The following is a 23,034-nucleotide window of genomic DNA, read 5'->3' as shown; positions in this document are numbered from 1 at the left end:
ATGGAACAACTGTCGGGTCGAACCAAGGTCGGCCACGCGTTGCGCGGAGTGGTCGCCATCGCTGTCGGGCTCGTCGTCGCCGTGGCGCTCGTGCTGCGCGGCTCGGGATCGCTGGAGCGCAATCCCGAGGTCACCGTCGCCATTCCGGCGTCCGCCGGGCTCATCACCGGGGAGGCTCCGGTTCGTTACTCGGGTGTCAACGTCGGGCACATCTCCGGCATCGACTCCGGCGTCGAATCGTCCGTGGTGACCCTGCAGATCGACGGTGACTCGATCGATCTGATCCCCAGCACCGTCCTCGCGCGAGTGGTTCCACGAACCTTCTTCGGCGACATCTACATTCAGCTCGTCGACGACGAGTCGACAATGGATGCCGCGGCCCCGCCGCTCGCCGAGGGGGACACCATCACCGTCGACGAGGGCCCGGACGCTGTCGCGCTCTACAGCATCTACACCAAGCTCGTCGACGTCCTCGACAGCATGCAGCCGCAGAAACTCCAGACGGCACTGACCGCCCTCGGTCAGGCCCTCGACGGCCGCGGCGAGACCATCGGCCGTGTCGTCGACCGGCTCGCCTCGGTCAGCCCCGCGCTGACTCCCGCAATGCAGCAGTTCCTCGACGCCACACCGGAGTTCCGTGAGGTGATGACCGCGCTCGACACCGCGACGCCCGACGTCCTGGCCACGCTCGCGTCCGCGGCATCGGTGTCGCGCTCCATCTCCGACCACAGCGACTCGATCGGCCGCATGCTCGCCTCGGCATCCGGCTTCGCCTCGACGGCCGCCGGCTTCACTCGGGAACGGCAGGAGCAGATCACCACTGTCGTCGACTCGGTGGGGATCATTCTCGCCACCACCGCGGCGAACCCCGAGGGGCTCACCGGCACCCTCGCCGGCGCGCAGTCGTTCGGCGCGGCGGGCGGCCGGGTGTTCTCGACGGGCAAGTTCAACATCACCGCGGTGCCGTCGTTCGCGGACCCGTTCACATACACCGGAGAGGACTGCCCCACCTACGGCACCGAGACCGGCGACTACTGCAGTGGCGGACCGTCGCCCGCGCACACCGCGACCACGAAGAACATGAACCCTGTCGCGGCACCGGTGGTCGACACGGCCGAGGAAACCGATGCCCTCGGACTGCTGGAGTCACACCTACGCGGACTGCCCACACTGCCCGGAGTCGACCCCAACCCCGCGACCGTGATGATGCTCGGTCCGCTCGTCCGTGGAAACGAGGTGACCGTCCGATGAAGCTCGGATGGGTTCCCGTCGCCAAACTCGTCGGCTTCTGCGCCGCAGGCGTGGCGTGCGGACTGCTGGTGTCCAACACCCTGCTCGTCCCGGTTCGCGGCGACACCGAACGCTATTCGGTGGAGTTCGTCGACGTCGAGGGCCTGACACCGGGCAATCCGGTGACGATGGCAGGCATCCGTGTCGGCCGGGTCGAGAGCATCGAGTTCGCCGACGCAGGCGGTGGTACCAGCAAGGCAGTCGTCGGGATCGAGGTCGAGGCGGACCAACCGCTGACCACCGATGTGACCGCCGCGGTCCGGTACGGGGACATGCTCGGCGCGCGCTACATCGCGCTGTCCGGACCCGACGGACGGCCGGTGTCCGCGACCGGCGAACAGCCGGTCGGCGTAACGGATTCGGAGGGGTCGGAGGTGCTGCCGCCGGGATCGACGATCCCGATCGACCGCACGACGCCGCCCGTCGACCTGACCGCGATGATGAACGGCTTCCGGCCGCTGTTCGACGCCCTCGCGCCGGACCAGGTCAACAGCCTCACCCGCGGCTTCGTCGAGACCTTCTCGGGGCAGGGCCAGTCCGTCGCGACCCTGCTCACGCAGATCGGGGATCTGAGCAGTGGCCTCGCCGAGCGTCAGCCCGTGCTCGAGCAACTGGTCGGGAACATGTCGTCCCTCCTCGCCTCCGTCGACGCCCACTCACCGGAACTCGAGGAGCTGCTCGTCGGCCTGGGAACCCTCTCGTCGACCGTGGTCGGGAGCAACGACCAGCTCGTCGCGCTGCTCGACGGCGGGAACACGGCGATCGCGGACCTCGCGCGGGCGATGGCGGTGTCGAACGGAGCGTTCGGCAAGTCGATCACCGATCTGAAGTCGGTCACCGACGCATGGATCGGATCGACGGACCAGTTCAACGAGTTCCTGGCGAAGATGCCCGAGTTCGGCTCCGACCTCAACCGGATCGGCAGTTACGGCGGCTTCGTGAATCTCTACCTGTGCAACTTCACGCTGGAGGCGGGGGACATGCAGGCGAACATCTTCGGGACCACCCACTCGCAGGTGTGCCAATGATGTTTCTCGTCAAACTGATCGACGTCTTCGTCGGAATCTTCCTGTTTCTCTTCAAAGGGGAGCGGCGCAGCAACTCGACGCCGATGGCACTCGGTCTACTGGGGATCGCGGTACTCGTCATCGGGCTGCTCGCCGCGGTCGGCGCTCCCCGCGTGTGGTACCAGGTCCGGACACAGGCGTACACGGCGGAACTCGCGAACGCCAGTGGACTCGCAGGCGGCGATCCCGTCTACGTCGCGGGGGTGCCCGCCGGGCGGGTGGAGGGCATCGACCTGGCGGGCGACCACGTCGTGGTCGACTTCCGACTCGACAGGGATCAGCCGCTGGGTAACCAGACCACCGCGACCGTCCGGCTCAAGACCGTCCTCGGCAAGCGTTACCTCGAGGTCGTGCCCGCAGGCGTCGACGAGGGACAGACGGTCATCCCCATGTCCCGCACCACCGTTCCGTACGGACTCGACGACGTGAGCCGGGACGCGACGAACGCCGCGGCCGACATCGACGTCGACTCGCTGCAGGCGATGATGACCACGCTCGAGCAGGTGCTCCCCGCCGACTCCGAGGAGTTGGGCAGGGCGTTGACCGGGCTGAGCGGTGCGTCGGCGGCATTCGCCCGCAACGGCGAACAGATCGACGAGTTGCTGACGATGTCGCGTTCGCTGTCGGACCTGATGGCTCGCCAGACCGACTCCGTGACCACAACTGCACGCAACGCGCAGACGGTGATGCAGATCCTCGCGGCGCGCAGGCAGGCCCTGACCGATCTCGTGGACAACCTCACCGTGGTCCTCGACTCGCTTGCGAACACCATGAGTGCGAAGGAATCCGAGTTCGGGGGACTGGTCGAGAACCTGGCCGCGGTGACCGCCACCTTGAAGAACAACGCGGCCAACATCGACCAGATCATGGTGAAGGTGCCGCCCGCGCTGCGCGGAGCCACCGATGCCACGGGCAACGGCGCCTGGACGGACGTGTCCGCACCCGCTGCGGTCATCCCGGACAACCTGCTGTGCGCCATCGGAGTGATGCAGGGGTGCAAATAGATGAGCGTCCAGTCCGTCTCCGCCTGTGAAGGCGACGACCCCGAGAAGAAGCGGCGCCTTCCGGTCGTCGTGACCGCACTGCTGCTCGTCGTCGCCGTCGCGGTCGCCGGCTGGTTCGTGTTCGCACGCACCGACCGGTCGAACACCTTCCACGCGAACTTCGCCTACGTCAACGGGATCTACGTCGGCAGCAAGGTGACGGTGCTCGGTGTGCCGGTCGGGACCGTCACCGAGGTCGTTCCGCAGGGCACGACGGTGCGGGTGACCATGTCGATGCCCGCCGACGTACCGCTACCCGCCGATGCGAGCGCGTACGTGCTGAGCCCCTCGGTGATCAGTGACCGGCACGTGGAACTCGGTCCCACCTACAGCAGCGGACCGACGCTCGAGGACGGCGCGGAGATCCCGCCGGAGCGTAGCCACGCGCCGATCGACTTCGACTCCCTGATGGGCAGCATCAGCACGCTGACCGACGCCGTGAAGGTAGAGAACGGCTCGCCCGCAGACCTTCTGAGCAAGGCCGCCGACGGCTGGCGCGGCCAGGGCGGCGAGTTCAACGAGGCAATGCGCAATCTCAGCTCCGCAACGGGTGTCGTCGGCGCTCGCGCCGAGGACATCGGCGTCCTGGTGTCGAACCTGTCGGGTCTGATGGCCGCACTCGACGCGCGGCAGGTCAGCCTGGACGAACTGGTTCGCGATCTCGGTGCGGTCGGGGACCAGTGGGCGTCGACCGACGTCGATCTCGCGGCGCCACTGCAGGATCTGCAGGTCGTCCTCGACCAGGTAGGCGCCTTCATGGACCAGCACGGCGACGACGTGGGCGCCGCGGCGGAGAACGTCAACGCGCTCGGCGACGTCCTCACCGCGAACCAGGCGGGGCTGGCGGAGTTCATGGACCTGGTACCGCTGCTGATGCAGAACCTCGCTCGGGGCATCGACGACACCAACAAGGGTCGGATCCGGCTGAACATCTCGACGGCACTGACCCAGTTCGCCGTTGCACAACCGCTGTGCGAGGAGCATCCGTTGCCGCTGTGCACGGGTGCCGGATTCACCAACCCGATCCCGTTCCCGGTCAGCCAGTCCGATCCGCTCAACATCGCCGGCGCAGTAGCAGGGGGGAACTGATGCGCACCAGGACGATTCGCGTCGCCGCGGCAACGGCCGGAGTCCTGCTCACCGCGGGCTGTGGTGTCGGCATGCAGGATCTTCCGCTCGGCCGCAGTGCAGACGGGCCTGCGTACACGGTGACGTTGCAGCTCGCGACCGCGGAGGGTCTGCTGTTCGGTGCCGACGTGCGCACGGGGCAGAAGGTGATCGGGCGGATCCAGAGCCTCGACACCGACACGATCGGTGCGAAGGTCGGGCTCAGCCTCGAGGAGTCCACCGAGCTGCCCGACAACGTCCTCGCCTCGGTGGAACTGCCGTCGGCGCTGGGCAGCCCGTTCATTCGTCTGACCCCGCCCGCCGACCCGTCAGGGCGTCGCCTTCAGGACGGTGACGTGATCGTCGAGACGAGCACCACCATCGGGCCTCAGGTCGAGAGCATGCTCGCGACCCTGGGGACGATCGTGACCGGTAGCGGCCTGGCGCAGTTGCAGACGGTCGTGAGCGAACTCGACACCGCGTTCTCCGGGCGTTCCGGTGAGATCCGCGGTCTCACCGACACCATGACGACGCTGCTGGCCTCCGCGAACGCGAATCAGGACGACTTCGAGGTGGCGATCGACACCGCCGCACGGATTTCGGGACAGCTCGCGGGGCAGCAGGCCACCGTCGACGCCTATCTCGACGCGATGCCGGGTGCGGTGCGTGCGCTGACCGAGCAGCGCGACAGCATCGCCGCGTTGCTCGACTCGACGAGGCAGCTGACCGACACCGCGAACGTGGTCGTCTCCGGCGACCCGGACGGGCTCGGTGCGATGGTGTCGGACGCGTCGACTGTGATCTCGACGCTGGCGGCCTTCAACTCCGAGATCGGGGCGACGCTCGACAACATGAACAGCTTCCTCGACAACTTCGGCAGTGCCGTGCACGGCGACTACCTGAACTTCGACGGTGCGCTCGACATCCCCGGAACCATCGACACGTTGCTCACCGGCGGGCAGGTCCCCGGTGGTGCGGTGTCGGCGACCGCGGGCGACCTGACCGATCTGCTCCAGGGAGGTCGACGATGAGACGTCTGGTCGTGGTGCAGCTGGTGCTGTTCGCGCTCGTGTCGGTGATCGTGATTCCCTTCGGGATCAACTACGTGATCGGTCCGCAGGCGTTCGGCACTCCGCTCCGGGTGTACTCGGTCATGACCGATGCCCGTGGCCTGACCGCGGGAACGGCCGTGACGTACCGCGGCGTCTCGGTGGGGTCGGTGGCGTCGGTCCGGCTCGATCCGGAGGAGGGCGCGCGCATCGATTACGACCTGGACCCGGGCGTCGAGATTCCCGTCGACAGCATCGCCAAGGTGGGGATGGGCACCGCTGCGGGCATCCAGAACGTCGACATCTTCCCGAACACCGGTGACGGCCCGTATCTGGAGGACGGCGACCTCCTCCCCGCGCCTGCCGATCAGCAGCCGGTGCAGATGGGTGAACTGATGACCGACGCCTGGGAGCTGATCGAGGGAGTCGACCCGCAGGCCGTCAGTGACATCGGTACGGAGCTCGGGGCGGCGTTCGACGGGCTGGGACCGTCCCTGGCCAGCATGATCGACCACGGTGACGCGCTCACCGCTCAGATGAGCGAGCAGGCGCCGATGCTCACGGGTCTGCTCGAACGGACCGCGAGCCTGGTCACCACGATGGCGGGCGAGTCGGATTCGTTCGTGCGGGGTATGGGAGCGGCCCGCGATTTCACGGAGCAGCTCGACACCAACGCTCCGGTGCTCGTGTACCTCGCAGACACCTCGCCTGCCGCACTGGATCAGGCCACCACACTGTTCGACCGGTACCACGACACCTTCGGGTCGTTGCTGGCGAACCTGGTGACGGTGGCGCCGATCATCTCCGATCGGCAGGCCTCGCTCGCGTCTGGCCTGAACGACATCCCACGGGGCCTGGGCAAGCTGGAGTCGATCGTCACCGGGGACCGAGCCAACTTCGTCCTCGTCGGAACGCTGGGGCAGGTGTGCACCTATGACACGGTCCGCCGGGCCGTCGGGGACGAGAGCCCCACCACGCCGAATCTGACGTACTACTGTCCTCCTGCGGACAACCTCGCCCAGCGTGGCTCGCGCAACGCGCCCCGCCCGAACGACCTCGGGCTGCAGAACGCAACGACCCCGGGCACCCCGATCGGGTACCCGCCCGTTTCCGATCCGGTGCTGATTCCCACAGGGACGGAAGCACTGCAGTACTGGAATTCGCTCCTGGAGGACCTCGGCAATGGCCAATGACGGCAGCACGCAGACCACCGCACGCGACGACGTGGACACGGGGGAGGACGCCTCCGATGGCGCGTCGCGTCGCGGCACCCCGCGATGGGTGGTCGTCGTGGCGGGCCTGCTCGTCGTGGCGCTGATCGCGGCATCGGTGTCCCTGTTGATACAGGTCCTGGACGCCCGCAACACGGATGCGCTGCGCACCGAGGCGATCGACACCGCTCGGGACTACTCGGTGGCACTGTCGTCCTTCGACTTCGAGAACCTGGACGCGAACCGGGACGCGATCGTGTCGCAGTCCACGCCGGAGTTCGCTGGCAAGTACAGCGAGATGGTGGATGCGCTGCGTCAGATCGTCACGGACGGCAAGGGGAAGGCCACCGCGACGGTCGAGCACATCGGTGTGGAGTCGATCGACGGCGACCGTGCCGTCGTTCTCGTCTTCGTCGACCAGCAGGCGACCAACGTCGTCTCCCCGGAGGGGAACACGCAGAAGTACCGGATGGTCGTCAGCCTGACTCGGGACGGCGACCGCTGGGTCGTCGACAACGTCGACACAAAGTAGGACCGTCGCTGTGCCGCCCAGCAGGCGATGGTCTGCTGCTGTGTCCAGAGCGTTCCGCCACGCGACGCGACCACGAGGTGTTTGCGGCACCGCTGTGACGTCTGATACGAATGCACGTTCCGGCCATTTGCCGGACCATGTCGTGTCGGCCAGTCCGTGTCCGCTGTAATCGGACGCGGTCGACAAGGCAGTGAGTGGGGTGAGACTCGTGTGCGACGCCTTCGGGGGTTGCCAGGCAAGGAGGACGATTCGACGGGGATCCCGAGCGTGACGGCTGGTCTCCAGGGCCGTGTCCGTCCCGTGACCGACAGGTGTGAGAACGACGGCATTTCAACCGACACCGTACTGTGTGCGACCGAGAGTTCACGCGTTTCCCCAGGACAGGGCCCCTGTCGTGGGTTCACTGGTGACCGGCGCCACGGTGGGGTCGCCGTAACGGTCATGCGCCGGATTGAGATACTGAAGAAGACCCTCACTGCCGTTTCCTTGTGGAATTTGCCTGGAATCGAACATGTGTTCGATCGATCGACCAGGCGATTCGACAAGTCGGTGGCGAGGGCATGAGAGTTGTGAGTGAAGAAGGGCCTGCAGAGTCGGGGGACGTCGGGTCCTCGGCGATGACTCAGGTCCTTCGTGCACCACGCCGTGGCGGCGGCGACGAGGAGGATCACGAGTGGACGAGGCGACGAACCAGGGAATTGGGCCGGGGGAAGGTGGGGGTGTTCCCGCAGGAGCGTTTCCTCTCTCGGCCGCCCAGTTCGGACTGTGGCTCTCGCAGCAGCTGAATCCCGATGTGCCGATCAACATGGCGCAGTACGTCGAGCTCCGTGGCGATCTCGACCTGGACCTGCTCGAGCGTGCGAGCATCGTCGTCGGCAAGGAACTCGGATCCGGCTACCTCCGCCTCATCGACGTCGACGGACGTCCCTTCCAGATCATCGACCGTGACATCGACCAGTCCGTTCTCCGCGTCGACTTCTCCGCGGAGGCCGATCCGGTCGCGGCAGCACACGCGTGGATGCGCGCCGAGTACACGGCGCCGCTCGACCTGCTGTCCGCGCCACTGATCCTGTGCGCGGTTCTCACCGTTGCCCCCGGTCACCACTACTGGTACGCGCGCTGCCACCATGTCGCGCTCGACGGCCTCGGTGCCATCACCCTGATGACGCGGACGGCCGAGCTGTACACGCAGGCGCTGGAAGGCGTCGACCTGCCCGAGCCTCGCAACGACGAGCTGCTCGCGCTCTACCAGGCGGAGGAGAAGTACCGCAGCTCTGGACGCTTCTCCACGGACCGCGACTACTGGCGCGAGATCGCCGCGGGGTTGCCGGAGCCGGTGAGCTTCGCGCCCCGCCAGGCGCCGCCGCAGGCGTTGAGCCGCGTCGCGAGCGCACCGCTGTCGGCGGACACCGTCGCTCGGATGACCGAAGCGGGCCCGTCGTTCGCGCCGGCGACCATCGCCGCGTTCGCCGCCTACTTCGGCCGGATGACGGGCACGGAGGACGTCCTGCTGTCCCTGCCGGTGTCCGCACGCACGACCGCGGCGATGCGCCGCGCGGGCGGCATGGTCTCCAACGTGGTGCCGTTGCGTGTCACCGTTCGCGAGGACACCCCGATCCGCGAGCTGCTCGAGTCGGTTCAGGTGCAGCTGGTCGGCGCGCTGCGGCATCAGCGCTACCGCGCCGAGGACATTCGACGCGACCTCGGCGTCCAGGGCGCGGAGCGGTCCTACTTCGGTCCCGTCGTCAACATCATGATGGGCCTGGGCGATCTGCGTCTCGGTGAGATCGAGTCGCACCTGCACGTGCTCTCGTCGGGTCCGGTCGACGACCTGATGCTGAACCTGTACGAGACGGGCACCGGCTCCACGCACGTCGACTTCATCGGCAATCCCGCCAGGTACTCCGACGACGAGGTCGAACGGCACCACGAGCGGTTCTTCGACTTCCTCGCCCGCTTCGTCGCCGCCGACCCGAACACGCCGGTCTCGGACCTCGACTACGTCGGCGAGGCCGAGGTCGTGTGGCTCGCGGATCGGCGCGGCGAGGCGGCCGCGGCACCGACCGTGCTCGGTGACATCCTCAGCGACACCGCGGCGCGCCACCCGGATCGGGTCGCCGTGACGTTCGAGGGCACCGACTGGACGTACCGTGAGCTCGACGAGCGGGCGAACCGGTTGGCTCGGGTGCTGGTGTCGAAGGGCGTCGGCCCGGAGAGCTTCGTCGCGCTGGCCGCGCCGCGGTCACTCGAATCGGTTCTCGCCGTGTGGGCGATCGCGAAGGCGGGCGGCGCGTACCTGCCGATCGACCCGAACTACCCGATCGAGCGCATCGTCCACATGGTCACGGACTCGCAGGTCCGGCAGGGCGTGACACTGGCCGCGCATAGCGGCGACCTGCCCGAGTCCGTCGACTGGCTGGTCCTCGACTCCGCCGAGTTCGCCGACCTCTGCGCCGCGGAATCGGCGTCGCCGCTGGTCGACGCCGACCGTGTCGCGCCGGTTCGGGCGGGCAACCCCGCGTACGTCATCTACACCTCCGGTTCGACCGGCAAGCCGAAGGGCGTCGTCGTCCCGCATCTCGGCCTGTCGACACTGGCAGCCGACCTGCGCGTCACCTACTCCGTGACCCCGGATGCCCGGGTCGCACAGTTCGCGTCCCCGAGCTTCGACGCCGCGTTCGGCGAGATGCTCGCCGCGTTCGCGCACGGCGCCACCCTCGTCGTCGCACCGCCGACCGTTCTGGGCGGCGACGATCTCGCGCAGCTCATCTCGCGCGAACAGGTCACCACCCTCGTCTCGACGCCGCCCGCGGCGCAGACACTCGATCCGGAGGGTCTCGACTCCATCGTCCGGGTCATCACGGGTGGCGACGTGTTGCCCGCGGAGCTGGCGGCACGCTGGAACGGCCGCCTCCGCAACGCGTACGGACCGACCGAGACGACCGTCATCGTCACGATCACCGAGCCGCTGGCGCCGGAGGTGCCGGTCACGATCGGCGCGCCGATGCGGGGCGTGCACGCGCTCGTCCTCGACTCCCGGCTGCGGCCGGCCCCGATCGGCGTCTCGGGCGAGCTCTACATCGCCAACCCGGGCCTCGCCCGCGGCTATCACGGGCGCGCGGGGCTCAGCTCCGAACGCTTCGTCGCCAACCCCTTCGGGGCTGCAGGCGAACGCATGTACCGCACCGGTGACGTCGTTCGCTGGACCGCGGATGGTGAACTCGACTACGTCGGCCGCGCCGACTTCCAGGTCAAGGTCCGCGGCTTCCGCATCGAACTGGGCGAGATCGACGACGTCCTGAGTGGACATCCCGCGGTGGAGTTCGCGACCACCCAGGTCCGGGTGGGCGCGGCCGGTCAGAACCGGCTCGTGGCGTACGTGCTGCCCGCGGAGCCGGGTTCGGCCGTCGACGTGGTCGATGTGCTCGCGTTCGCGGGCCGCCAGCTCCCCGAGTACATGGTTCCGGCCGCGGTCGTCGTACTGGACGAGATTCCGCTGACGGTCAACGGCAAGCTCGACCGGGCCGCGCTGCCGGACCCGCAGCAGGGTGCCGCGTCGACGGAGCACCGCGATCCGAGCAACGCGCTCGAGCACCGCATCGCAGGCGTGTTCGCGCAGGTTCTCGGACTCGACCGGGTCAGTGTCGACGCGAGCTTCTTCGAACTCGGCGGCGACAGCATCGTCTCCATGCAGCTGGTGTCGCGGGCGAAGGCTGCGGGACTGTCGTTCACCGCGCGCGACGTCTTCGAACGTCGCACGGTGGCCGGGCTCGCCGAGGTCGCTCGGTTCGTCGACGCCGCCGACGATGTCGTCCGGCTCGCGGAACTGCCCGGCGGCGGGGTCGGCGAGCTCCCGCTGACCCCGATCGTGCACACCATGCTCGAGCTGGGTGACCACGCTGGCTTCGCGCAGGCCCTCGTGCTCACGTTGCCGGAGGGCGCAGACCGCGACTGGGTGGCCGCCACGGTGCAGGCCGTCCTCGACCGCCACGACCTGCTGCGCGGGCAGCTCACCGGAGCAGGCGCGGATCTGCGGTTCGTGACCCGAGCCGCCGGAGCGGTGCAGGCGACCGACGTCATCGTCGAGGTCGACGCGGCCGCCGCACCCGGCACCGACGCGTTCGCGGCGCAGATCGAGGAAGAAACGTCCCTGGCCGCGGGTCGACTCGACCCGGCTACCGGTGTCCTGGCGCAGTTCGTCCGGCTGGTCTCCGCCGGCGGCACCGACGACCGCATCCTCGCTGTCGTGCACCACCTCGCCGTCGACGGTGTGTCCTGGCGTGTGCTCGTTCCCGATTTCGCGATGGCGTGGATGCAGGTGTCGGCGGGCCAGGTGCCGGTTCTGCCCGAGATCGGCACGTCGATGCGCCGATGGGCGCACGGACTGGTCGACGCGGCGAAGTCGCCACAGCGCCGTGCAGAACTCGACTTCTGGCGCACCGTGGTCGACGGCAGCGATCCGCTGTTGGGTTCGCGTGCCCTCGACGGCGCGGTCGACGTGGCCGCCACCGAGCGCAGGCTCGAGGTGGAACTGTCCGCCGCGACGACCGACGTGCTCCTGACCGCGCTGCCTGCGCAGTTCCGGGCCGGGGTGTCCGATGCGTTGCTCGCCGCCCTTGCGGTCGCGGTCGCCGCCTGGCGTCGCGGACGCGGGCTCGCGGAGGCGTCCACCCTGATCGACCTCGAGGGCCACGGCCGCGAGGAAGCGGTCGTTCCGGGTGCGGACCTCTCGCGCACGGTCGGCTGGTTCACCAGTGTGTTCCCGATGCGTCTCGACCTCGGCGACGTCGATCTCGACGACGCACTCGCGGGCGGCCCGGCCGCCGCGGTCGCGATCAAGCGGATCAAGGAGCAGTTGCGTGCGGTGCCGGATCACGGCATCGGCTACGGGATGCTGCGGCACCTGCGCGGTGACACCGCAGAGCTGATGCGCGACTGGGCGCGTCCGCAGATCGCCTTCAACTACCTGGGCCGACTGTCGGCCGGGGACATTCCCGCCGAGCTGCAGGCCGTCGGCTGGATGCCGGACGGCGACTCGCTCGGGACCGGCGCACACCGCGATCCCGGCATGGCGTTGTCCGCGGCGCTGGCGATCGACGCCATTGCCGCGGATTCCGCCGACGGCACAAGGCTGACCGCGACGTTCGCCTACGCGTCCGAGGTGCTGGGAGCGGAGGCGGTCGGTGAACTGGCGTCGCTGTGGCACCGCGCGCTCGACGCATTCGCGGTGCTCGCGGCGTCCGGCGCGGCGGGCGGGTACACCCCGTCCGATCTGCCGCTGGTGACCGTCACGCAGAACCAGATCGAGGCGTGGGAGCAGCGGTACCCGTCGCTGAGCGACGTGTGGTCGCTGTCCCCGCTGCAGTCCGGCCTGCTGTTCCACGCGACGCTGACCGAACAGTCCGTCGACGTGTACACCGCGCAGATCGTGCTCGACCTCGGCGGAATCGTCGACGCGGACCGGATGAGGGCTGCGGGGCAGGCGCTGGTCGACCAGCATCCGAGCCTGCGGGCCGCATTCGTCTACGACGAGGCCGGTGAGCCGGCACAGATCGTCGTCGACGAGGCCGCGGTGCCGTTCACCCTCGTCGACCTGACGGACCGCGAGCCCGCCGACGCCGACGCCGAAGCCACCCGGCTGATCGACGCGGACCGCGTCGCGCGCTTCGACGTCGCCGCGCCGCCGTTGGTGCGCATGCTGCTCGTGCGCAGCAGCGCGGACACCTACCGGCTGGCGATCACCAATCATCACCTGCTGCTCGACGGCTGGTCCCTGCCGCTGATCCTGCAGGACCTGCTCGCGCTCTACGCCCAGGCGGGGGACCGGTCCGTCCTCACCCGCGGCCGCTCCTACCGGGATTTCCTGGAGTGGCTCGGCAGGCAGGATCCGCAGGAGTCCGGCGACGCGTGGGCGCGCGCCCTGTCCGGCCTGGAGGAGCCGACGCTGATCGCGGCCGGCAGTCCCGGCGCGGCGCTCCCCGTGCCGGAGCAGATCGACGTCGCGCTCGACGCGGACGTCGAGGCCGGTGTCGTGGCGCTCGCCCGCGACCTCGGCGTCACCGCCAACACGATCGTGCAGACCGCGTGGGGTGTGCTGCTCGCTCGCCTGACCGGCCGCACCGACGTCGTGTTCGGCGCGACGGTGTCCGGTCGTCCGCCGCAGCTGCCCGGCATCGAGACGATGGTCGGCCTGTTCATCAACACCCTGCCGGTGCGGGTCCGTTTCGATGAGGACGAGGCGATCGCCGATCTGGTTCGCCGGATCCAGGGCGAGCAGGCGGACCTGCTCGACCACCACCACACCGGTCTGACGGACATCCAGCGGGCTGCGGGCCTCGGTGCCCTGTTCGACACCCTGACGGTGTTCGAGTCGTACCCGGTCGACCGGGACGCGCTGTCCGCGGCCACCGACATCGCGGGCATGCGGGTGCTCGACATCGGCGTCAACGACGCCACCCACTACCCGCTGACGCTCGTCGCGCTGCAGGATCCGGCGCTTCGCTTCGCCGTGAAGTTCCTGCCCACCGCGTTCACCCGCGACGAGGCGCTGCGGCTGATGGACCGTTTCACCCGGATCCTGGCGGCCGTCGTTGCCGATCCGACCGCGCCGATCGGTGGCGTGGAGATCCTCGACGAGGCCGAACGTGCCCGCCTCGCCCCGGTTCGTGGGATTCCGGCGACGCCTGACGCGGGCGGGTTCGAGCTCTTCGCGCGAGCGTGTGCCGAGAACTCCGAGGGGACAGCTGTCTCCTTTGCCGGCCGCGAGCTGACGTACCGCGAACTCGACGAGTGGTCGAACCGGTTGGCGCGCGTGTTGACCGACCGCGGCATCGGCCCGGAAACCTTTGTCGCACTGGGTATGACGCGATCGCTGCACTCGGTTGTGGCGATGTGGTCGGTGCTCAAGGCCGGCGGCGCCTTCGTGCCCGTCGACCCGAACTATCCGCTGGACCGCATCGAGCACATGCTCACCGATTCGGGTGCCCGGATCGGGTTGACCGTGACGACCGAGCGGGCACTGCTGCCCGGCGGCGACACCGACTGGCTGGTGCTCGACACCGCCGAGTTCGAAGCCCTGGTGGCGGAGCGTTCCGCGGCTCCGCTGACCGCAGCGGAGCGCGGCGTCGGCCGAATCGACCAGTCCGCGTACATGATCTACACCTCGGGGTCGACGGGTCTGCCGAAGGGCGTCGTCGTGACCCGCACGGGCCTCGCGAACTTCGCCGTTGAGCAGCGTGAGCGCTACGACGTCACTCCCGAATCGCGGGTGCTGCACGTCGCGTCCCCGAGCTTCGACGCGTCCATCCTCGAATTCACGATGGCGTTCGGAACCGGCGCGACGCTGGTGGTGTCGCCGCCGACGGTGTTCGGTGGCGCCGAGCTGCACGACCTGATCGTCGCCGAGCAGGTCACGCACGCCTTCGTCACGCCGTCCGCACTCGCGTCCGTCGACCCTGCCGGGCTCGACAGTCTCCAGCACCTGGTCGCCGGTGGTGAGGCCGTCCCCGCCGAGATCGTCACCCGATGGGCGCCCGGTCGGCGGCTGTACAACGGGTACGGACCGACCGAGACGACCATCATGGCCGCCATCAGCGACCCGATGGCGCCGGGTGCCCCGATCACCATCGGTGGCCCGATCCGCGGGGTGTCGGCACTGGTGCTCGACGAGCGCCTGCGTGTGGTGCCGATCGGTGCGACCGGTGAGCTCTACATCGCAGGCGTCGGCCTGGCCCGCGGCTATCACGACCGCGCCGCGCTCAACGCGGAACGGTTCGTCGCGAACCCGACCGATCCGGGTGCCCGCATGTACCGCACCGGCGATCTGGTCCGCTGGACCAGTGCAGCGACGGGGGATGATGCCGCGCTGACGATCGAGTACATCGGTCGGTCGGACTTTCAGGTCAAGGTGCGTGGCTTCCGCATCGAGCTCGGCGAGATCGACGCGGCACTGACCGCGCATCCCGCCGTGGACTTCGCCGCGACCATCGGCGTCGACAACGAGCACGGTCAGACGCAGCTCGTCGCGTACGTCCGCCCCGTCCCCGGTGCGGTCGTCGACGTGGCCGAGTTGACCGCGTTCGTCGCCGAGTCGCTGACCGCCTACATGGTTCCGTCGGCGGTCGTCGTCCTCGACGAGGTGCCGCTGACCCCGGTCGGCAAGCTGGATCGCCGCGCCCTTCCTGCGCCGGTGTTCGCTTCAGCCGCAAGTGATTACGTCGCGCCGGTGACGCCGGTCGAGGAACTGGTCGCGAAGGTCTTCGCCGACGTGCTCGGCGTCGATCGTGCCGGTCTGACCGACGACTTCTTCGACCTCGGCGGCAACTCGCTGATCGCCACGAAGGTCACCGCGCGGGTGAACGCCGCGCTCGGCACCACGATCGGTGTCCGCGACCTGTTCGAGGCTTCGACCGTCGGTGCGCTCGCGGTGCGCGCCGAGCAGGCGGCGACGGGCTCAACGGACCGTCTTCCCCTCGTTGCGGGCGCGCGGCCTGCGCGGGTTCCGCTGTCGCTCGCGCAGCAGCGCATGTGGTTCCTGAACAGGTTCGACCCCGCTTCCGGCAGCTACAACGTGCCGATGGCGATCCGGCTGTCGGGACGTCTCGACGTCGACGCGATGCGGGCGGCGCTGCGCGACGTGCTCGGCCGCCACGAATCGCTCCGCACGGTGTTCCCGCAGTCGGCCGACGGGCCGGAGCAGGTGGTGCTCCCGCTCGCCGACGTCGAGGTCGAACTGACGACGATTCCGGTCTCCGAGAGCGAACTGCACACCCGTGCACTGGAACTCGGGTCTCGCGGATTCGACGTCACCCACGAGATCCCGGTTCGGGCGCACCTGTTCGAGGTCGCGCCCGAAGGCGCAGCCGCAGGCAGTGACACCGACGAGCACGTGCTCGCCCTGGTGATGCACCACATCGCGACCGACGGCTGGTCGCTCGCCCCGCTGGCGCGGGACCTGGTGCTCGCCTACACCTCCCGCACCCGATCCGTGCCTCCGGTGTGGGCGCCGCTTCCGGTGCAGTACCCGGACTTCGCGATCTGGCAGCGGACGATGCTCGGTGACGAGCAGGACCCGGAGTCGATCGCGGCCCGGCAGATCGACTTCTGGACGCGTGAACTCGCGGGTCTGCCGGACGTGCTGGAACTGCCGTCCGACCGACCGCGGCCCCCCGTGCGGTCGGGAAGCGGTGCGCGCGTGCAGTTCTCGCTGGACGCTCAGACGCGACGCGCCGTCGACGAGTTGGCGCTCCGTCATCGCTCCACGCCGTTCATGGTGCTCCAGTCGGCGCTCGCGGTGCTGCTGGCGCGCATCTCCGGTGAGTCCGACGTCGTGGTCGGCACCCCCGTCGCCGGCCGCGGCGAGAAGGCGCTCGACGACCTGGTCGGCATGTTCGTCAACACTCTGGTGCTGCGCACCCCGGTCGACGCCGCAGCCCCGTTCGCCGACCTCCTGGCGCAGGTCCGGGGACGCGACCTGGCCGCCTTCGAGCACGCCGACGTGCCGTTCGAGCGGCTCGTCGAGGTCCTCAATCCGGTTCGCTCCGCGGCGCATTCGCCGCTGTTCCAGGTCCAGTTCGCGCTCGAGGCGTTCTCCGAGCCGAGCATCGACCTGCCCGGACTGAGCGTGCTCGCCGAGGGCATCAAGACCGCGGTGTCGAAGTTCGACCTCGCTGTCACGGTGACCGAACGCGCGGACGCCGGGTACGGCGTGACCTTCCTCTACGCGACCGATCTGTTCGACGAGTCGACGATCGCGGGCTACGGCCGCTGGTTCACCCGGCTCCTGGCCGCGGTGCTCGCGGATCCGGCGGTTCCGGTCGGTGACCTGCCGATGCTGGATGCCGATGAGGCCGCAGCGGTTGGCGCACTCGGCTCCTCCCATGTCTCGGCGACGCCGGACGGCCTGCTCTTGGACGACTTCCACGCGCAGGCCTCGCGCACGCCGGACGCCGTCGCCGTGTCCGGCGACGTGTGGACGCTGACGTACGCCGAGTTCGAGGCGCGGGTGACGCGGGTCGCCCGCGCGCTGGTGGGCCACGGGGTGGGGCCGGAGACGACGGTTGCGCTGGCCATGCGCCGCACCGTCGAATCGGTCGTCGCCGCCTACGCGATCGTCGAGGCGGGCGGCGCGTACGTGCCGGTCGACCCGGATCAGCCTGCCGATCGCAACGCGTACGTCCTGGCGGCCGCGGCACCGGTGTGCGTGGTGACGACGGCGGCCGACGAGGTCGGACTTCCCCTCGGCGGCACACCCGTGCTGCGCATCGAGGACGTCGCGGACGAGGGTCCGACCGCTCCGCTGACCGACGCCGACCGCATCGGGGCCCTGCGCCCGGAGCACCCGGCGTACGTGTACTTCACGTCCGGGTCCACCGGCCGACCCAAGGGCGTCGTGGTCTCGCACCGCGCGATCGTCGCGCACCTGCGCTGGGCGCGCGCCGAAGCCGAGCTGTCGGATCGTGATGTGCTGCTGCACAAGTCGGCGTCGACGTTCGACGTCGCCGTGTGGGAGACCTTCGCCGGGCTGCAGGCGGGTGGCTGTATCGTCGTCGCACGGCCGGACGGCCACCGCGACGTCGCGTACCTCGCCGAGCTGATGGAACGCGAGCGGGTCACCGCCGCGCACTTCGTGCCGTCGATGCTCGAGGTGTTCCTCGGTACGGGCGTGCCGCTGGCGGATTCGCTCCGATTCGTCCGTGTCGGTGGAGAGGCCATCTCCTACTCGCTCGCCGAGCGCGCCGCCGCCGCAGGCGTGCGCGTGCGCAACGGCTACGGGCCGACCGAGACCGCGGTCACCGTCACGATCGCCGACGAATTCGATCCCGCGGCGCACGCGGCCGGCTCGATCGTGCCGATGGGCCGCCCGGGTGCGAGCGTGCGCGCCCACGTCCTCGACGCCCGCCTGCACCCGGTTCCGGTCGGTGTCGGGGGAGAGCTCTACCTGTCGGGCGATCAGGTCGCCCGCGGCTACCTCGGCCGCACCGACCTGACCGCCGAGCGGTTCGTCGCGGATCCGACCCAGTCCGGTCAGCGGATGTACCGGACCGGCGACCTGGTGCGCTGGAACGAGTCCGGTGAGTTGGAGTTCCTGGGCCGCACCGACTTCCAGGTCAAGCTGCGCGGTCAGCGGCTCGAACCCGGCGAGGTCGAGGCCGCGTTGCGCGGTGAGCCGAACATCGTGCGCGCCGCGGTGCTCGTCCACCACGACGAGCACGTCGGGGCGCAGCTCGTGGCGTACGTCGTCACCGCCGACGGGTCCGACGCCGACGCGGGGACGCTGCGGCACGCACTCGAACGCACGTTGCCCCGGTACATGGTGCCGTCGGCGATCGTCACGCTGCCCGAGCTGCCGCTGAGCGCCGCGGGCAAGCTGGATCGACGGGCACTGCCCGCCCCGACGTTCGACGCCACGGCAGGTGCGTACGTCGCACCGCGGACGCCGATCGAGGAGATCGTCGCCGCGATCGTCGCCGAGGTCGTCGGAGCGCCGCGGGTCGGTGCCACCGACAACTTCTTCGACCTGGGCGGCAACTCGCTCATCGCGACCCAGGTGATCGCTCGCATCAACGCCGCCGTCGGGACCGCACTCGCGGTTCGAGAGATCTTCGACGCGCCGACGGTCGCCGAGCTCGCGCTGCGCGCCGAGACCGGCGGCGAGTCGGCGCCGCGCCCCGCACTGGTCGCCCGCGACCGCAGTGGTGCGGTTCCGCTGTCCCTGGCGCAGCAGCGGATGTGGTTCCTCAACCGTTTCGACCAGGACTCCGCGGCGTACAACATGCCGTTCGCGATCCGGCTCACCGGTGAACTCGACGTCGACGCACTGCGTGCGGCGATGCGCGACGTGCTGGATCGCCACGAGACGTTGCGCACCGTGTACCCCGACTCGGCGACGGGACCGCACCAGGTGGTGCTCCCCGCCGACCGGGTCGCGGAGACCGCCGACCTGAACATCGTCCGGGTCGCCGAGGCGGACCTCGAACGCGAGGTGGTCGCGTTGGCGACCGGTCCGTTCGACGTCACCGCGGCCCCGCCGCTGCGGGTGCGGTTGCTCGCGACCGCGGCTGCCCACACCGACAGCACCGGAGACATGGACGGCACCGCCGTCGTCGACACGGACGGCACCGCCCTCGTCGACTCCTACGTGCTGGTGTTCGTCCTGCACCACATCGCGTTCGACGGCTGGTCGTCTGCGCCGCTGGCCCGCGACCTGATGATCGCGTACTCCGCCCGCACGAACGGGGCGGCCCCGTCGTGGGCTCCGTTGCCGGTGCAGTACGGCGACTTCGCGATGTGGCAGCGCGACCTCCTCGGCGACGAGCAGGACCCCGAGTCGCTCGCCGCTCGTCAGCTGGACTTCTGGCGTTCCGCGCTCGCGGACCTGCCCGACCTGCTGGAGTTGCCCACGGACCGCCCTCGTCCGGCGCAGCAGTCCTTCCGCGGCGGCGACGTCGCACTCCGGCTCGACGCCGATCTGCACGCGCGACTGCTCGAGGTTGCACGGCAGACGAACTCGACGCTGTTCATGGTCGTGCACGCGGCCCTGTCCGTGCTCCTCGCCCGCCTGTCGGGTAGCGAGGACATCGCCGTAGGCGCTCCGATCGCGGGCCGTGGCGAGGCCGCACTCGACGACGTGGTCGGCATGTTCGTCGGCACCCTGGTGCTGCGCACCGACGTCGACGAGAACGCGTCCTTCGCGGACCTGCTGGCACAGGTGCGCGAGCGCGACCTGGCGGCGTTCACGCACACCGACATCCCGTTCGAGCGGCTTGTGGAGGCGCTGAACCCGACCCGGTCGGCGGCCTATCATCCGCTGTTCCAGGTGTCGTTGTGGTTCCAGAACATCACCCGCGGTGAGCTCGAGCTCCCCGGACTGACCGTGGCGCCCGCCGAGTTCGAGATCGGGCTGTCCCGGTTCGACCTGCAGGTGACCGTCACGGACCACACCGACGCGCAGGGCGTGCCCGGCGACATCGACATCGTCCTCACGTACGCGACCGACCTGTTCGACCGGTCGACCGCGGAAGCGTTCACGCACCGCTTCGCCGCGGTCCTGGGCGCTGTTGCCGCCGACCCGGCCGTCGTGGTCGGTGACATCGCCCTCGTCTCCGATGACGAGCGCACGCGGGTGCTCGACTCGTGGAACGACACCGCGCACGTGGTGCCGGAGGTCGCGGCGGGCGACGACACCCTCGTCGCGCTCTTCGACGCGCAGGTGGCACGCACTCCGGATGCGGTGGCCCTCGTGTTCGAGGGTGAGCAGCTGACGTACGCGGAGTTCGACGCGCGGGCCAACCGCCTCGCGCGCGGACTCATCGGCCTCGGAGTGGGGCCGGAGTCCCTTGTCGGACTGTCGATTCGGCGTTCGATCGACCTGATGGTCGGGATGTACGCGATCCTCAAGGCCGGTGGCGCCTACGTGCCGCTCGACCCCGACCATCCGGCGGAGCGCAACGGGTACGTGCTCGACAGTGCGGCACCGGTGTGCGTGCTGACCACCGCCCGCGACGCCGACGCACTGCCTGCGGGCACGCCGACGCTGCTGGTCGACGAGTCGGATTTCTCCGACTTCGACTCGGCGCCGGTCACCGATGCGGACCGGATCACGGCGCTGCTCCCGCAGCACCCCGCGAACCTGATCTACACGTCCGGTTCCACGGGTCGGCCCAAGGGCATCTCGGTGCCCCACGCCGGCCTCGTCAACCAGCTGCTCTGGATGCAGGACGAGTATGCGCTGACCACCGACGATGCGGTGATGCTCAAGACCCCGATGACGTTCGACGTCTCGGTGTGGGAGTTCTTCTGGACCCTGCAGACCGGCGCTCGTCTGGTCATCGCGCGCCCCGACGGCCACCGCGACCCCGAGTACCTGTCCCGGCTGATGGTCGACGAGCGCGTCACAGTCGTGCAGTTCGTGCCGTCGATGCTGGCCATGTTCGTGTCGAATTCGTCTGCGCGGATACCGGATTCGGTTCGCGCTGTGATCGCGATCGGTGAGGCGCTGCCGATCGAGACGGCCGAACGCTTCCGGTCGCTCTCGTCCGCACCCCTGGACAACCTGTACGGCCCCGCCGAGGCCTCGCTGGCAGTGACGAACTGGCGCCACAGCGCCGACGACCACGGGGTCGTCCCCATCGGTGTCCCCATGTGGAACACCCGGCTGTACGTGCTCGATGCACGCCTGCAGCCGGTCCCGCCGGGTGTCGGGGGTGAGCTGTACCTGTCGGGCGTGCAGTTGGCCCGCGGCTACCACGGTCGTGTCGACCTGACCTCCGACCGGTTCGTCGCCGATCCGTACGGACAGGCCGGTGAACGGATGTACCGCACGGGTGACCTCGTGCGGCACAACTCCGACGGCGTCCTGGAGTACATCGGCCGCACCGACTTCCAGGTCAAGGTGCGCGGCAACCGTATCGAACTCGGCGAGATCGAGGCTGCGTTGCTGTCCGCACCGGGCATCAGTCAGTCCGTCGTCGTCGTCCGGTCCGACGCGCACACCGGCGATCAGATCGTCGGCTACGTCGTGCCGACGGGTGAGGTGCCCGTCACCGCCGACGAGGTCGCCGCGCATGCCGCGCAGGCCCTGCCGTCGTACATGGTGCCCGCCGCGGTCGTGGTTCTCGACGAGTTCCCGCTCAACGGCAGCGGCAAGCTGGACCGGAAGGCGTTGCCGGAACCGGTCTTCGATCTGACCACCGCCGAGTACGTGGCGCCCCGCAACCCGGTCGAGGAGGTCGTCGCCGGAGTGTTCGCCGACGTGCTCGGCGTCCCGCGGATCAGTGCCCTGGAGAGCTTCTTCGACGCGGGCGGAAACTCGCTCGTCGCGACCCGGGTGGTCTCCCGGGTCAGCGAGGCGCTCGGTGTCCGGGCAGGCGTCCGCGACCTGTTCGAGGCCCCGACCGTCGCGCAGCTGGCGGCGCGGCTGGAACGATCCGCCCGCAGCGACCGGCCCGCACTGGTGCGGCAGGACCGCGGCACCGCGGTGCCGCTGTCGCTCGCGCAGCAGCGTATGTGGTTCCTCAACCGGTTCGATCCGTCCTCGCCGGCATACAACCTGCCCTTGCCGGTGCGTCTCGTCGGCGCTCTCGACGTCGCCGCGATGGGCGCGGCGGTCGCCGACGTCGTCGAGCGGCACGAGTCGCTGCGGACGATGTTCCCGGACTCGGATTCCGGCCCGCACCAGGTGATCGTGCCCGCCGCCGAGGTCGCGCCCGACCTGACGCCGGTTGACGTGGCGTCGGCGGACCTGCGTGGCGCCGTCGCGCAGGTCGTCACCCGCGGATTCGACGTGACCACCGAGGTTCCGCTGCACGTCGGCCTGTTGCGTGTCGCCGACGGTGACGCGCGCGGGGAACACGTCCTCGTCCTTGTGCTGCACCACATCTCGGGTGACGCGCTGTCGCTTGCCCCCTTGGCGCGGGACGTGATGATCGCCTACGGTGCCCGCACGGCTGGTGAGGTGCCGACATGGGCTCCGCTCGAGGTCCAATACGCGGACTACGCACTCTGGCAGCGCGCCGTACTCGGCGACGCCGCCGACCCGCAGTCGGTTGCGGCCACGCAGATCGAGTACTGGCGCACGACCCTCGCCGGTCTGCCGGATCGCCTCGACCTGCCGACGGACCGTCCGCGTCCGCCCGCGCAGTCCCTGCGCGGCGCCGACCACCGGTTCGAACTCGGGGCGGAGCTCTACGCCGAGGTCGTCGACTACGCGCGCCGCCGCGGCGTGACGCCGTTCAT

Annotated in this window: 8 protein-coding genes (1 of these 8 only partly in view); all 8 read left to right on the top strand. The window is 69.6% G+C overall.

Annotation, left to right across the window (positions count from 1 at the left end):
- Entirely contained in the window at window positions 1-1,251 is a 1,251-nt protein-coding gene (locus RHCRD62_RS06480) for an MCE family protein (RefSeq protein ID WP_050063896.1), read from the top strand.
- The gene (locus RHCRD62_RS06475) at window positions 1,248-2,318 is read left to right on the top strand and encodes an MCE family protein (RefSeq protein WP_050063895.1); all 1,071 of its coding nucleotides are present in this window, start codon (window positions 1,248-1,250) and stop codon (window positions 2,316-2,318) included. Before RHCRD62_RS06480 ends, RHCRD62_RS06475 begins: the two co-directional genes overlap by 4 nt.
- Window positions 2,318-3,361 carry an MCE family protein gene (locus tag RHCRD62_RS06470; protein ID WP_050063910.1) on the top strand — a complete coding sequence of 348 codons (1,044 nt, stop codon included), beginning with the start codon at window positions 2,318-2,320 and terminating at the stop codon, window positions 3,359-3,361. The genes RHCRD62_RS06475 and RHCRD62_RS06470 overlap by 1 nt, the downstream gene beginning before the upstream one ends.
- On the top strand, window positions 3,362-4,489 hold the full coding sequence (locus tag RHCRD62_RS06465; RefSeq protein WP_050063894.1) for an MCE family protein: 1,128 nt from the start codon (window positions 3,362-3,364) through the stop codon (window positions 4,487-4,489). It begins immediately after the preceding gene.
- Window positions 4,489-5,538, top strand: coding sequence for an MCE family protein (locus tag RHCRD62_RS06460; protein WP_050063893.1), 1,050 nt, complete (start codon window positions 4,489-4,491; stop codon window positions 5,536-5,538). The genes RHCRD62_RS06465 and RHCRD62_RS06460 overlap by 1 nt, the downstream gene beginning before the upstream one ends.
- Window positions 5,535-6,749, top strand: coding sequence for an MCE family protein (locus RHCRD62_RS06455; RefSeq protein WP_050063892.1), 1,215 nt, complete (start codon window positions 5,535-5,537; stop codon window positions 6,747-6,749). The genes RHCRD62_RS06460 and RHCRD62_RS06455 overlap by 4 nt, the downstream gene beginning before the upstream one ends.
- Window positions 6,739-7,299, top strand: coding sequence for a mce associated protein mas1a (locus tag RHCRD62_RS06450; RefSeq protein WP_157050833.1), 561 nt, complete (start codon window positions 6,739-6,741; stop codon window positions 7,297-7,299). The genes RHCRD62_RS06455 and RHCRD62_RS06450 overlap by 11 nt, the downstream gene beginning before the upstream one ends.
- A gap of 673 nt (window positions 7,300-7,972) precedes the next feature.
- A protein-coding gene (locus RHCRD62_RS06445) for a non-ribosomal peptide synthase/polyketide synthase (protein ID WP_050063891.1) crosses the window boundary here: on the top strand, window positions 7,973-23,034 show its 5' end (the start). The gene runs 28,549 nt beyond the window's last position; only the first 15,062 of its 43,611 coding nucleotides appear in the window; its start codon is at window positions 7,973-7,975; its stop codon lies beyond the right edge, outside the window.

Source organism: Rhodococcus sp. RD6.2, from assembly GCF_001040705.1.
In the GTDB taxonomy this organism is placed as follows: domain Bacteria; phylum Actinomycetota; class Actinomycetes; order Mycobacteriales; family Mycobacteriaceae; genus Rhodococcus_G.
Note: the sequence above shows the minus strand (reverse complement) of the source record. Positions and strands in the feature narration are given on the sequence as shown.

Excerpts from the sequence above, each read along its gene's own strand:
- RHCRD62_RS06480 (WP_050063896.1), top strand. The coding sequence starts at position 1 with ATGGAACAACTGTCGGGTCGAACCAAGGTCGGCCACGCGTTGCGCGGA.
- RHCRD62_RS06475 (WP_050063895.1), top strand. The coding sequence starts at position 1,248 with ATGAAGCTCGGATGGGTTCCCGTCGCCAAACTCGTCGGCTTCTGCGCC.
- RHCRD62_RS06470 (WP_050063910.1), top strand. The coding sequence starts at position 2,318 with ATGTTTCTCGTCAAACTGATCGACGTCTTCGTCGGAATCTTCCTGTTT.
- RHCRD62_RS06465 (WP_050063894.1), top strand. The coding sequence starts at position 3,362 with ATGAGCGTCCAGTCCGTCTCCGCCTGTGAAGGCGACGACCCCGAGAAG.
- RHCRD62_RS06460 (WP_050063893.1), top strand. The coding sequence starts at position 4,489 with ATGCGCACCAGGACGATTCGCGTCGCCGCGGCAACGGCCGGAGTCCTG.
- RHCRD62_RS06455 (WP_050063892.1), top strand. The coding sequence starts at position 5,535 with ATGAGACGTCTGGTCGTGGTGCAGCTGGTGCTGTTCGCGCTCGTGTCG.
- RHCRD62_RS06450 (WP_157050833.1), top strand. The coding sequence starts at position 6,739 with ATGGCCAATGACGGCAGCACGCAGACCACCGCACGCGACGACGTGGAC.